Genomic DNA, 13,474 nt, shown 5'->3' with positions numbered 1-13,474 from the left:
AAGAAAAGATTGTAATTTTAGAGATAAATTTTATTTTACCATTCATATAATAATTATCATTTTATTTATACTCTTAATAATAAATCAAATAATGATTTTATTTATTATTTTTATTATTGTATGTTAACTTATAATTATAAGTAGTAAGCTTAATGAATACTATTTCAATTAAATTAATTGTTGTATGTAAAAAAGAATATGAATTTTTTATTACGCAATTAGGTTGTAAACAATAGAAACATTTCATGATTTTTATCAAATGAATGATTATGAAATTCTTTTAAGAAGAATTTGTGAAGAAGCAGAAAGACAAGAATTTCCCATTGATATTTCTGTATATAAATCTGCAGGGAAAATTCCTACAGAAGCTATACTTTCGTCTGGAAAATTCAATACTCAAATTTGTTTTTTTGGCCGGGATTTGGGTAGAGATGAAGTTATCCAAGGACAACCTTTAATAGGCGCTTCAGGTATGTTAGTTCGTAAAGAGTTTTATCGAACACTATACTCTCGAGAAATTATCACAAAAGATGATGTTCAATCAATTTGTCGACGTGCTCTTTTAACCAACACAGTTCCTTATAAGCCTCCAGGAAATAAAGCATATTCACATAAAGTCAAAGAGAGATTTAGGCCATTTATTGAACAGTTGTTAGTGGTTTATTGGCAAGGGAATCAAATTATTACTTTGGGGACAGAAGCTTTTAAGTGGTTTTCTCCTTATTGCGAAGCTGGAAAAATTGAAGAGTTTTGGAAGCGTCCTGACCGATATGAACTTAAATTCACTGTAATTTTGAAAGCTACAGATTTTCACGGGAAACATTATGAAAGGAAAGTTCATTTATTACCTTTACCTCATCCTTCACCACTTAATAAGCAGTATTATGCTAGATTTCCACAAATGTTACGTAAAAGATTAAATGAATTTGAATTTTAGGATGTACTTTATCTAAAAAAACGTTACAATGTCTTCTATGGGTGTGTAGCTCAATGGATAGAGCAACAGCCTTCTAAGCTGTCGGCTACAGGTTCGAGTCCTGTCACACCCGTCTTCCAACTACTTTTGAGCAAATTTTCAATATTTTTGTTTAAAAAGATTAATTTTTTATCTCAATATGTAATTGTAGATCAAATAATTTAAAGGAAAATTTGCAGATACTTAGCATTTAACCTAATTCTAACAATTTGTGCTTGACATTCCTGAACATCACCTGTAGGTATCCTTTTTTATAAGGATACCTATAGATTTTATACTTTAGATGAATTAATGTTGACTGTACTTATACTAATCGCACCTATTTGTAGAATTTTTATTTAAAGTAGCTTCTCAATATGATTTTAGTATATGAGCAATCTATTCTACTAGATAAAGAAGTTCTACCAAAACTGGGTAAAATCAGGGATAATAAAAATGTGTAGTCTATTTACTATCCAGTGTGAAATCAGCCTGGAGAAATCTTTTTTATCTCTATAGAGTTGGAAAACACAGCTTATGTTTGCGAGAATTCCTGAACGACAAATGCACTATGTGCGATGGGTATTAGCTATTGGCTGGCTAGTTCTCATTCTTTCCTTATTTTGGGACCCAGTTTCCCCTTGGTTTACACAGCCAGAAAATACATGGAGTCCTTTTGCTCTTGACTATACAGTATGTGTAAAACTTCAAGGAAACTGCATAGAAGAAGAACCTTATGCAATGGGAGCTGCCCTGTTTTGGGGCTGGATTGTTCCAACAGGTATAGTGGCCTTATTGGTAGGTGGTCATGAATTGTGGAGAAGAATTTGCCCCTTGTCTTTTCTATCTCAAATTCCTCGTGCTTTAGGATGGCAAAGACATCGTAGAAGAGTAGATGTTATAACAGGAAAGACTCGTGTTGAAGTAGCTAGAGTTGATAAAAACTCTTGGTTAGGTCGTAATCACTTATATCTGCAATTAGTATTATTTTATATAGGAATTACTCTCCGTATTTTATTTGTTAATTCAGATCGTCTTCTCTTAGGACTTTTCCTAGTAGCAACTATTTTATCTGCAATATCAGTAGGATTCTTATTTGGAGGAAAATCTTGGTGTCAGTATTTTTGTCCTATGTCTCCTGTACAGAAAATTTTTGCAGAACCTAGAGGACTTCTTAATAGTACTGCTCATCAAGGCGAAGGAGAACGAAAATTAGTTACACAATCTATGTGTCGTACTACTAATTCAGAGGGTATAGAAACTAGTTCTTGTGTAGCTTGTAAAACTCCTTGTATAGATATTGATGCAGAACGTACATATTGGGAAAATATAACAAAACCTGAACAACAATGGCTCCATTATGGGTATTTTGGTTTAACTGTCGGTTTCTTTGTTTATTTTTATCTTTTTGCAGGTAACTGGGAATATTATTTCGCTGGTGTTTACACTCATGAAGATCAGGTAGCTGATTTATTTAGACCTGGTTTATATATTTTCAATACTCCTATTCCCATCCCTAAATTAGTTGCTGCCCCTCTAGTTATTGCAGCATTTGGCTTAGTAGCTTATTTATTAGGACGTTTTATTGAGAAGCGTTATAAAGCATATCTATTCCGTCATCATAAGTTGGTCAATAATGAAATTGTTCGTCACAGAATGTTTGCATTAGGAACATTTATAATTTACAACTTCTTCTTTGTTTTTGGTGGTCGTACTGCAGTTCGACTATTGCCTGCATCACTAGAATATCTTTTTCCTGTAGTAATGGCAATTGTTAGTTCTTTATGGCTATACAGAACCTGGCCTAGAAACCCATACCTATATCAAAGAGAAAGCTTAGCTGGTCGTCTTCGTAAACAATTAGGAAGATTAAAACTTGATGTTTCTCAATTCTTAGAAGGAAGATCACTAGACGATCTTCATGCTGATGAGGTGTATGTTCTTGCTAAAATACTTCCTGGATTTGATAAAGAAAAGAGATTACAAGCCTATAAAGGAATCGTTAGAGAAACATTAGCTGAAGGTTATGTTAATGCTGCAACAAGCCTTGGAATGTTTGAACAGGTTCGACTAGAGCTTAATATTTCTGATAAGGAACATGATTTAGTGTTAACAGAAATTGAAGTTGAGAATCCTAGTATTCATGAAGTACGAGATGATAAAAATCGTGAAGATTGGTTGAGACAAGAAAGTTATCGTCAATCACTTTTCGACACTATTGTTGAAGCTTCTAAAGATCATCCTCATCAGGCAATTATTTTAAGTCTTTATGACATCATGATTGGTAAAAAGGGATTTGAATCATTTAATGATGTTCTTTCGAAACTGTCAGCCAAAGAGTTGAAAATGGTTGAAGACATACGGGAAGAATATTCCATCACACCTGAGGAAGAACAAGATATTTTAACTAATTCAAATCCTCATCATTTATGGAAAACTATGGCATATACTCTTAGCGCAATTGAGCATATAGATGCTATTGCACAAGGGAAAGAGGGAGTAGCCTGTAATGTTGGTCCAATTGATGAAACACAAATGGTATTCTATCAACAAGCATTCAAAAAATTTGACAAAGATGGGAATAACACCCTATCAATGGCTGAATTACATGCCTTATTAAGAGCAGTAGGTCGTTCTTATTCTTCTGAAAGACTTCAAGAAGTCATGGACATGATGACTGGTCGTCGTGGTAGTGAAGATCTGACTTTTTCTGAATTTACTAGTCTTATGCATTGCAGTTTAACCAACACACAAGAAGAAGCAATGTTGCAACGTTTTCGTTTCTTCGATATGGATGGATCAGGAAATATCAGTCTCGAAGAATTAAGATTATGCTTAAGAGATGTTGATACAGGTCTATCAGATAGTCAAATTGAGCAAATGCTTAAGATAGCAGATACTAGTGGTGATCATGAATTAAGTTATGATGAATTCTGCAAAATCTTTGGACAGTTTAAAACTACAGTTAATCTTTAAGTTAAAGTTAGCTATAGTAATCACTTTGTACAGGTTTTTCGAGAAAGCATAAAATTGATTTCAAAGTAGAGATGTTGATACAACATCTCTACTTTTCTTAAAAGATTGATAATTGTAAGTCTTTATAGTGAGTACAAACTTATTTTTTGTTACGACAACTAGTTCTATCAAATAATCTTTTAAACATCAAAAAGTTGATTATTTTAAATAATCGACTTTACTTATAATTTTTTTTAATTATTCTTCATACCCATATCCAAAATCTGCTAAACGTGTATTGGAGAATCTCCAGTTAGGTTCAACTTTAACAAATAATTTTAAATATACTTCTCCAGCAATAAGTTTTTGGATTTGCATTCGTGATTGAGCACCAATCGACTTGAGCATATTACCCTTATTTCCTATGATAATACCTTTTTGAGAATTTCTCTCTACATTAATAGCAGCAAAAATTTTAGTTACAGTAGATGTTTCTTCTATCTTTTCAATGACTATAGCCACAGAATGAGGAATTTCTTGCCTGGTTAAACATAAAACCTGTTCTCTGATTAACTCTTGAATAATGAATTTTTCCGGTTGATCAGTAACTAAATCAGGATGATAATAATAAGGTCCATAGCCTAAGTTTTTAGTTAGTAAATTCTGCAAGTCTTTTAAGCCTTTTTTTGTAAGAGCTGAGAACTTAACAACTGGCCATTCATATGTTTTTATCAAATTTAGGTAACTTTTATCAAGATCTTCATAATTAAAAGTTTGTTTATCACTCTTATTAAGACCTACTATTACTGGTTTATTGTTGTTTTTTAACAAATCAATAATATAACGGTCACCTCCCCCAGATAAGGTTGAACTGTCAACAACTAATAGAATAATATCTACGGAATTAATTGTAATTTTTGCATTTTTGACAATGATTTTGCCAAGATTATGGTGAGGCTTGTGGATCCCAGGAGTATCAACAAAAATCATCTGTGCTGTATCTGTAGTCAAAATTCCCTTAAGGCGATTGCGAGTAGTTTGAGAAACATTGGAGGTAATTACTATTTTTTGCCCTACTAGCTGATTCATAATAGTTGATTTACCAACATTAGGACGACCAATGATTCCTATAAATCCTGATTTAAATTTTTTAGGTGTAATTGGAATTGTCGAAAACAAAGTAGAATTAACGTTACTGGCCATTATTAACCATAATCTTGATTTTTTAATAATTTTATAATATTTCTATAGACTTTAGTTTAGTTATCTCTTTTTTAAAATTAAATAATACTGTTATCCTTTCAAAATATAGGATTTTAAGATGTAAATCTATATTAATTATTTTCTTCCCTTATTTAATTCACTGTCTATATTGCGATGTTTAGTTTATAAAGATTTTTTAATCTCTACTAGGCGGAAAAACTCACGATTCTTAATATCTTTTATTGAATAAATAAATTTTTCTTCATAGCCTTTAGCTTTTAATGTTTGTCCATCCTGTCCTTTCGGATTATTAGCATTGGGATCACCACTTAGAAGATAAAGACAGCTAGTATTTAAATCTTCAGAAGTCTCCAATTCTTTTATATTCCATCTACCCATATCTAACCGGTTTACCGAAACATCCACATTAAATTTATGATATTCATCAGGAAGTATTTGTGTAAAAAATGGGATGAGTATATATGCATAATTTCCGTAAGCATTATTACTATAAACAATACATTCATAGGAAGTTTGATTAGCATAACTTATTGTTTCTCCTAGGGTAGATAGCCAAACATCAGTATGCCATCCTGGATATTCAATAAAATATCGTTTACAAAAAATTGCTATATTAGAAACAAGAATAGAAATCATTAAACACGTAACAATATATTGATATTTTTTATTAAAAATATCAATTATTTTAAAAATTGTGTAAGCTGAGATAATTGAAAAAAGAGGTGTGACGACTAATGTTCTCACAGCACTATCTGCTGAGATAAAAGCAGCAGGAATTGGATATAATACTAGCCAAAGTAAAATAACTGATTTATAAGGATTAATTTCCCTAGTTAAACTTACTATACCTAGTATCAACAAAGGTAATTGGAATACAAATAATCCAGCCACCTTATTGACCGTGTGACGCGGACTTGGATCACCTTCAAAAAACAAAAATTTAGGATTGAAGTAAGATAAATAATTACGAAATACTATACTTATATCTGTTTTAATTCCTACTGTATTGGCCCTAGCCATACCTTCAGGAGATAATTGGTGGATAAGTTGAGGAAAAAATATTGTAAGAAAAATTATAAAAGATATAATTGTAAGGTTTTTATTGACCCAAAGATGTTTCCAATATACGGTCACCAATCCAATTAAAAATAATGGTATAAAAAGCCTTGCAGAGTTATAAGTATAAATACTTACAGCAAATGTAAAACTAGATACTATCAAATATTTAGGATACTTAAAACTTTTTATAAAAAATAATAAACCTAAACAAAATAAAAATGGAACCAAAATTGCCCGAAAAGTTACACGACTAAAATGAATATGCCAAGGGATTATCGCCAAAAAAAGAGAAGATAATAATCCAACTTTCTGGTTAAAAATTTCTTTAGACAGGTAGTAGGTTACTAAAACTGTTAGAGTGCCAATAATAGATGAAATAATTCTTGCCCCAAGTGGATTTAAGCCAAAAATTTTAATAAAAGGAAACATAATATATATATATAATCCCTCACGATAATCATTTGCTGACTTAAAATACCATGGCAAAAATTTTCCATATTGATCCTTTAAAGTGTGAAGGACCGAATAGGCATCATAAGCATTAGATGCTTCATCTGTAAAAAAACCATTTGGGATTTCATTTAGATATATTACTCTCAATATAAAAGCAAAAATAAGAATAATAGCAAGGTAGATCTTAGAATGTTGTTGAATTTTTAGCATCAGAAAAACTAGTATTTCAAACTTTAGATATTATTGTGTTAATTTTTTAAAATCTTTCTACCTTTACACTCTTCTTCGTTTAAATCTATATTAAACTCGGCTTTTACAGAATATTGATTAGGTAAATGAAAATAAGAACTGTATAGAAAGGTATGAGGCGCTTTATTAACAATACAAACATTATCTCCATTATTAATATTGCGCATTATATCTTGATCTACAATATCCTCTCTTATAATTTGTTTGTCAAAAGATGCAAATTCAGGAATAGTAAAAAAAAATTTAGTTTTAACTATAAAAGCTATTACAAAGATCGTAGAAATTAGAGCAATATTTTTGGGATTAACAGTTTTTTTAGATGATTTTTGTACTAACTGGCAAGTTAAAAAAGAATTTAAACTCACTAGAACTATCATCCAATACATATAGTATCTTAGCTCATATGATTGAGGGAATAGAGGCGTCACTATGGTCATTAAACCCATAGTAGATAAAGCCACCTGCGATTCTAAATTATAATTTTTCCAACAGAGATATATAAATAATAAGAAACTAAAAGTCACATAACCTCCAAAATATCCTCCTAATCCAAATTTTTCTTCATCCCATGATATAAAGTCCATTCCTAATGTCCAAGGCCAAGGTCTACGATCATCAAAAACATCTATTTCCAAGACTGATCTTCCCCATCTTAAATAGGGCGAAAGTTTTTTTATGTTCTCATGCATAAAATCAGGAGGTGTTTCTTTGTTATTTAAAACAAACCCTGCAGCCTCTATCTGTACTGGGTAAAAGGGATTAGAGTATACAATCGTATTTTTGATAGGTGTGAAAAAAATAATTAAGTTTGCCAATAAACATATTATTAAACCTTTGAATAGTTTATTGAAATTATTTTTGTTTTTTAATAAAGTTTTTATTATTTTAAAAAATACAAAACATAAAACTATAAAGACGACAGGAATTAATTGAAATTTTGTATTAGCTGCTATGGTTGATGAAATAAAAATAATTGAAAGAGTTTTTGGATCTAAAGAAGCTCTTTTAATATATAAAGAATAAGTAGTTAAGATAAGGATTGAAACAAAAACATTTCCAGGTAAATCTATATAACTTCTTGCTGCATGCATATGGACCATAGGTATGGCTAAAAGAGATAAAGAAGCCATGTAAAAAGGAATTCTTAAATATAATTTAAGATATGAGATCATGGTCAACAAACTAAAATAGCTGACTAAGTTAGTTGCTTCAGGTTTTTGAAAAAGTTTCCAGAAAAGACCTTGTAACCAATTTGCAAATAATGGAAATCCTAGAAAACGGTGTTCGGTATAGTATTCAAAACTATATTCTTCAGGAGTAATAATATTCCAAATTCTTGCTGCAAATGGTAAATGATACATAAAAGCATCACCACCATAATTTGAATCAAAGAAACTAATTAAAAAAATAGAAAATAATATTCCTAGAGAAAGAATACTTAAAATTAATTTAGTCGAAATTAAGTAAGAAAAAGGATTTAGATACTTCTTGAGATTTTTAACTATGTTAAAACTTTGAAGAAAACCAAAAATTAGAAATAAAAATCCTATTACACTCAATAATATTCTTATAGTTTTTAGTTGGTAGGCAGTTATGTAGCTTAAATAGCCTGCCATTCCAATTATTAAAGCAATAGAAATTAAAACTAATCCTAAAATACAAAAAAAATTATTTTTTACTTGATAAATATTAAAAAAAAAGGATGAAATGATACGAGTCATATACATCCCAAAACATAATTCTAATAATATTAAACCAATAATAAAACCAATAAGTGGAGTTAACATAGTATTGTAATAGTTCTTTGGAAAATCTTAAATGTATAGATTAGTAGATGTATTTTTAAAATCTAGGATTTCCGTTATTGTAGCTCTTTGTATTAATAAGGTATCATCAAATGTCTGGTTAAGAAAATTAAAATATAAATCAATTTCTGAATCATTAGAAAGATGAATTACCCAATCACGATAATGAGATGCAAGCAAATTACTGTATGCATGGTAACGAAAAATTGGCTTTCCAGCTACATTAACACCACAAGTTAAATCATTATCGGTTCCTTCAGCAGTAAACATTACATCTATTAAATACCGACCTTTACTAAGACTTAATGGTTTTTGAAGATTTATGGAACCATTTTTTTCTTTCTTGAAATGATTAGATTCTAAAGTAGTAATTTTTTTAAAGTTAAAAGGTGGATTATAAGAAGTTTCTGATAACCTATCCCGATGAATGTATAAATTATTCCTTATCCCTACTCCTGACGGATAATCTTCAGGAGTTTTTATAATCTTATAGGTATTTAAGTCAATTGAAATATAACCAAGTGCAGATAAAAAGTCTAAGCATCTACTATCTTCAGCTTGAGTTTCTAAAATTAAATGAGGCTTGATAGATCTAATGGTTTTTTCCATTCCTTGTATTGCATCAAATTCTGCCCCTTCAATGTCCATTTTAACAAGATTGGGTTTTAAGTTTGTGTGTTCGACAAAATCATCTAGAGCAATAGTGGAAATTTCATAGGCAGCTTCTCCAACAGAATAGTCTTTATAGATGCTATCATTAAGATGCGTACCTAGATAAAGAGGAACTTTTTCATAAGATTTTGAGTAAACAGCTGAATGAAATAACTGTGTATTACTACAACCATTATTCACAATATTTCGTTGACATTTATCAACAATCCGAGGACTAGCTTCAAAAGAACAGACTGTTCCTTTAGGACCAACCATTCGAGACATGATAGTTGTTAGACCAGCAAAATTTGCCCCTACATCAAAAACTGTGTCTCCAGGAAGACATAGATCTCTTAAAACCAGTTGTACAGTAGGTTCCCAAAGATTTTCTTTGTACCATGGCGCTGTTCCATATAGCCCTACTTCTTCAAGTTTTTGATTGATTGCTAATCGTTGATCAATTTCTGGTACTAAAACGTTAACAAGTTTATTTTTTAACCATTTTTTAAGCTGTCTCATAGTTATATTTTCCAATTAAAATTAAATATGTTTTTAGTTAGTTTCTAAGATAAAGTTAAAAATAAAAGATATTTGAGCTTATTAGTAATCTTGTAAGATAATATTGCATTTTAAAAAAATTAATTTAGACGTCAATGTTTAATTTTAATTGGTATTGAATATTTTCAAAATAAACTTAATTCTTTAATTTTGTAAAATAATGCTTGCTTGGTTTCAGACGATTTTCTTTAAGCAAAGTTCCATTATTTATATGGCTTTAAATCATATCTTTAAGTATTTACACTTATGATGACATTCTATATATTTAAATTGTCATAGAATAATTTTGAGATATGGTTCTTATAATGATTTAACTAAGAGTAGGTCAAATCCCAAATATTTAATTAAAATTTCAAAATTGAATAGTAGGGTTTTACAACATTTTGGTAACAGATAATTGACTCTATTACTTGTGATCAGTGTAATATATTCACTCTAAGTAGTAAAAGAAATTATTATGTCTAATATCAACTTAACTATTTGTCGTTTAGGTAATTAACAAAAATTTGAAGATAATACTCTTGAGGTATCAGCAACATTAAACTGTTAATAAATAGGAGTAGGAAGTTTAAACTTCCTACTCCTATTTATTAACAGTTTAATGTTGCTGATACCTAAAAGCGTCCACGCCCTCTACCACCACCATTGAAGGAACCACGAGGCTCACGTTCTTTAGCTTTATTTACTTTTAGAGTACGTCCCATCCATTCTGCTCCATCTAGAGTGGAAATGGCCTGCTCTTCTTGATCATCAGAATTCATCTCTACAAAAGCGAAGCCACGCATACGTCCAGTGTCACGATCTGTTGGAATATGAACACGCTTAACCTCACCATAGTCTGTAAAAACTTCATTAAGGTCTTCTTTAGTTACATCATAGGATAGATTTCCTACATAAATAGACATTCAGATTATCTCCGTAATTTGCAAATGTGTAGAGATTGAGTGATCGGAGAGAATCGTACAAAGGCTGAAAGGGGTATACCCGTCAATGCTGATAACAAAATCTACTACCGAATACTTAGGTTTCTCGAGCTTGAGTATAACACATATATTTAATTTTGTATCATAATTTTTAAAATACATTGAATATTATGCTTTTACCATAAAATTATTTTACTGGAGGCTCATTAACATAAGTCAGGCTATAAATCTATAAACTTGAATATTAAGACTCCCCAGGTAGGATTCGAACCTACGACCAATCGGTTAACAGCCGACCGCTCTACCACTGAGCTACTGAGGATTAAGATCACCCAATAATGGTAGCAATAAACTGACATTTTTGGCAAGCTTTTTTGTAAAAAAATTAAATCTTAATAAAGTTAGGGTAGAAAAAATCTTAACCCAGTGGCGATAGACATCCTACTTTTAAAGGATAAAAAACTATAACCCTAATAATTTTACAGCAACTATCTCCCTTAATTTTTGCTTTAGCTGCTTCTCTCGTCTTTCAATCAATCTTTATTCAATAATATTGAAATTATGATAAGAATAAAGGTCAATTTACAATATGCTTTTAAGTCCCAAAAGCTCTTTCTTCAACATTTCCTAGTCCAGGAATAATATTTCCACTATCATCAACTTTTTCGTCAATAGTAGCAGTATAAATATTTAAAACAGGATACTTAAGATTTAACTTCTGTAATGCCTTAGGAGTAACAACCACAGAAATAATACGCACTAAGTTTAAATCTGCTCCACGCTGAACAATTTCTGATAAGGTTGTCATGATTCGTTCCCCTGTACCAAGAACAGGCTCTAGAATAACTATTTGAGTTGATTTTGTAAATTGTTGAGGTAGCTTATTTAAGTAACAAGTTATTTTTGAGTCGTTACTATCCTCTTCAAGTCCAAAATGATAGATTTTAGCCAAAGGAAGTAAAGTTTGCGCTCCTTCTAATAAAACTAGTCCTGTGCGAAGAACAGGAATGACAGCAATAGGCACTTTAGAATTAATTAGTACTATTGAAGAGGTACTTAAAGGTCCTTGTACAGTTGCTTCTATCATAGGGAGCCAATACCTGGTTGCTTCATAAGTTAACCAACGGCCAAGCTCTACTATAGCTGTTTTAAACAAAATGTCTGGAGTATTAATATCTCGAGCTATTCCTAGCCAATGCTTAATTAGAGGATGATCGGGGACATATACACGTAGTTGAGAGTCCATAAAAAATGAGGGGATAATAAAAATTCTAATCTGTTAATTGAGAATTATGCTTAAGTATCATACAATTTTTGAAGTCGCTTCAAAACTGGCTTAAGATCAGGAACTATTTTTAAAGCTTCTTTATAGCTATCTGTTGCTTTAGAGATTTGTTTCATGGATTCTAAACATCTGCCTCTATTATACCAAATCTTGTAATTAGAAGGTTCAAAATTTAGAATTTGCTCCCATACCTTAATAGATTCAGACCAATTTTGTAAATCATATAAAAGTTGAGCTTTAGCATTTAAAAAATCAATATTTTTAGGATTAAGAGCCAAGGCATTATCAAAACTTGAAATTGCCTGGTCATTTTCTCCTAAACATACTAAAGCTTTACCTCGGTTGTACCATGCAATAGAAAAAGAAGGATTAATTGCTAAAGCCTTATCCCATAAAAAAATAGCTTTTTCCCAATCTCTCAACTTAAACCTTTCCATTCCTCTTTCAAAATATTCTTTAGATAGTGCAGAGATATCTGCAGCCGAACTTTTAGAATTTATTGAACTAGAACTTAATTCATCAGATAAATAAACTATAGGATCTTCATTATTCCGTGAACTGTATTCTAGATCTTCAACTATTAAAGATTCTTTTTTAAGTGATATGGAAGGGAAAATTTGCTCTGTTAAAATATTGTTTTTAATATCTGAAGTGTCAATGTCAATATATTCCCAAATTTCGTTTTCTGTTTTCTTATTAAAAAGTTCTTGACCAATATCATAGGAAATTTTTCCAACAGGTTCAATGGATGGGAAAGATTGGGCTAATTCGCCAAGCCGCATCATTCTTGATGCAAGTTGTAAATCAGGATTGTCAGATGATAGGACCTTTTCTCTAAATTTGCTTAGCCATGATATCCATAATTTTGCTTTTCCCCTCTCTTCTAAATCTTCAAAATATTTAAGAATTCTTCCTTCATGCCATCCATGGGTAACACCATCTAGTAGTTGGTTAAGTAAAAATTCATAATCTTTATCACTAAGAAGATTTGAGGATGATGACTTTACAATTTTTTTATTTTGTTTTATGTCTAAAAAAGACAGACTATGCAATTTGGTACGAAATTGTTTTATTAATTGATAAAAACGCTCGAACGAACTATACATATTGACTTTGTAATTTTTTATAATTGCAGATGAATCTTTAAACTTATTGTACGTGATTATAATAATTTATTTATTTAGATTTTCATGACTCAAAACTTACAAATATAATTTTTTTTCATGAAGAGAATATTAGTCTGGTAATCATATTATTATTAATAATACATATAAGTTAGTTTATATATTAAAAATAAATTAATTATCAAACTACAAAATCTCAAAAAACATTACAAAAAACTATTTTTTGATTAAAA

Annotated in this window: 9 protein-coding genes and 2 tRNA genes; 3 read left to right on the top strand and 8 right to left on the bottom strand. The window is 30.4% G+C overall.

All coding sequences use genetic code 11. The features are described 5' to 3' along the window. The first annotated feature begins 259 nt into the window (after positions 1 to 259). The 3 genes from LPC16_RS00725 to LPC16_RS00715 all read left to right on the top strand — a co-directional run bounded on the left by LPC16_RS00725 (position 260) and on the right by LPC16_RS00715 (position 3,931). Positions 260 to 937, top strand: coding sequence for a uracil-DNA glycosylase family protein (locus tag LPC16_RS00725; protein ID WP_040054544.1), 678 nt, complete (start codon positions 260 to 262; stop codon positions 935 to 937). A 39-nt stretch (positions 938 to 976) separates the two neighbouring features. Next, positions 977 to 1,049 (top strand) — tRNA-Arg (locus LPC16_RS00720). A 443-nt stretch (positions 1,050 to 1,492) separates the two neighbouring features. Then, positions 1,493 to 3,931, top strand: coding sequence for an EF-hand domain-containing protein (locus LPC16_RS00715; RefSeq protein WP_229637376.1), 2,439 nt, complete (start codon positions 1,493 to 1,495; stop codon positions 3,929 to 3,931). Between the two features lie 237 nt (positions 3,932 to 4,168). Here LPC16_RS00715 and era read toward each other — a convergent pair whose 3' ends face one another. From era to LPC16_RS00675, 8 genes are all read right to left on the bottom strand, one after another. Further along, the gene (gene era, locus LPC16_RS00710; RefSeq protein ID WP_229637375.1) at positions 4,169 to 5,113 is read right to left on the bottom strand and encodes a GTPase Era; all 945 of its coding nucleotides are present in this window, start codon (positions 5,111 to 5,113) and stop codon (positions 4,169 to 4,171) included. A 183-nt stretch (positions 5,114 to 5,296) separates the two neighbouring features. After that, positions 5,297 to 6,856, bottom strand: a complete 1,560-nt coding sequence (locus LPC16_RS00705) for a glycosyltransferase family 39 protein (RefSeq protein ID WP_229637374.1) — start codon at positions 6,854 to 6,856, stop codon at positions 5,297 to 5,299. Positions 6,857 to 6,894: 38 nt separating this feature from the next. After that, complete coding sequence (locus LPC16_RS00700; RefSeq protein WP_229637373.1) at positions 6,895 to 8,682, bottom strand: hypothetical protein; 1,788 nt, start codon at positions 8,680 to 8,682, stop codon at positions 6,895 to 6,897. Positions 8,683 to 8,709: 27 nt separating this feature from the next. After that, on the bottom strand, positions 8,710 to 9,870 hold the full coding sequence (locus LPC16_RS00695) for an FkbM family methyltransferase (protein ID WP_229637372.1): 1,161 nt from the start codon (positions 9,868 to 9,870) through the stop codon (positions 8,710 to 8,712). Between the two features lie 653 nt (positions 9,871 to 10,523). Next, positions 10,524 to 10,814 carry an RNA-binding regulator gene (locus LPC16_RS00690; protein WP_040054550.1) on the bottom strand — a complete coding sequence of 97 codons (291 nt, stop codon included), beginning with the start codon at positions 10,812 to 10,814 and terminating at the stop codon, positions 10,524 to 10,526. A gap of 268 nt (positions 10,815 to 11,082) precedes the next feature. Continuing rightward, positions 11,083 to 11,154, bottom strand: a tRNA-Asn gene (locus LPC16_RS00685). A 273-nt stretch (positions 11,155 to 11,427) separates the two neighbouring features. After that, positions 11,428 to 12,078, bottom strand: coding sequence for a uracil phosphoribosyltransferase (gene upp / locus LPC16_RS00680; RefSeq protein WP_040054551.1), 651 nt, complete (start codon positions 12,076 to 12,078; stop codon positions 11,428 to 11,430). A 50-nt stretch (positions 12,079 to 12,128) separates the two neighbouring features. Then, positions 12,129 to 13,223 (bottom strand): tetratricopeptide repeat protein, encoded by a 1,095-nt coding sequence (locus LPC16_RS00675; protein ID WP_229637371.1) that lies wholly within the window; start codon positions 13,221 to 13,223, stop codon positions 12,129 to 12,131. Positions 13,224 to 13,474: the final 251 nt, after the last annotated feature.

It is taken from the genome of cyanobacterium endosymbiont of Braarudosphaera bigelowii, assembly GCF_020885515.1.
Taxonomy (GTDB): Bacteria; Cyanobacteriota; Cyanobacteriia; order Cyanobacteriales; family Microcystaceae; genus Atelocyanobacterium; species Atelocyanobacterium thalassa_A.
This window is presented reverse-complemented; position numbering and strand designations above follow the sequence as displayed.

Excerpts from the sequence above, each read along its gene's own strand:
- LPC16_RS00725 (WP_040054544.1), top strand. The coding sequence starts at position 260 with ATGAATGATTATGAAATTCTTTTAAGAAGAATTTGTGAAGAAGCAGAA.
- LPC16_RS00715 (WP_229637376.1), top strand. The coding sequence starts at position 1,493 with ATGTTTGCGAGAATTCCTGAACGACAAATGCACTATGTGCGATGGGTA.
- era (WP_229637375.1), bottom strand. The coding sequence starts at position 5,113 with ATGGCCAGTAACGTTAATTCTACTTTGTTTTCGACAATTCCAATTACA.
- LPC16_RS00705 (WP_229637374.1), bottom strand. The coding sequence starts at position 6,856 with ATGCTAAAAATTCAACAACATTCTAAGATCTACCTTGCTATTATTCTT.
- LPC16_RS00700 (WP_229637373.1), bottom strand. The coding sequence starts at position 8,682 with ATGTTAACTCCACTTATTGGTTTTATTATTGGTTTAATATTATTAGAA.
- LPC16_RS00695 (WP_229637372.1), bottom strand. The coding sequence starts at position 9,870 with ATGAGACAGCTTAAAAAATGGTTAAAAAATAAACTTGTTAACGTTTTA.
- LPC16_RS00690 (WP_040054550.1), bottom strand. The coding sequence starts at position 10,814 with ATGTCTATTTATGTAGGAAATCTATCCTATGATGTAACTAAAGAAGAC.
- upp (WP_040054551.1), bottom strand. The coding sequence starts at position 12,078 with ATGGACTCTCAACTACGTGTATATGTCCCCGATCATCCTCTAATTAAG.
- LPC16_RS00675 (WP_229637371.1), bottom strand. The coding sequence starts at position 13,223 with ATGTATAGTTCGTTCGAGCGTTTTTATCAATTAATAAAACAATTTCGT.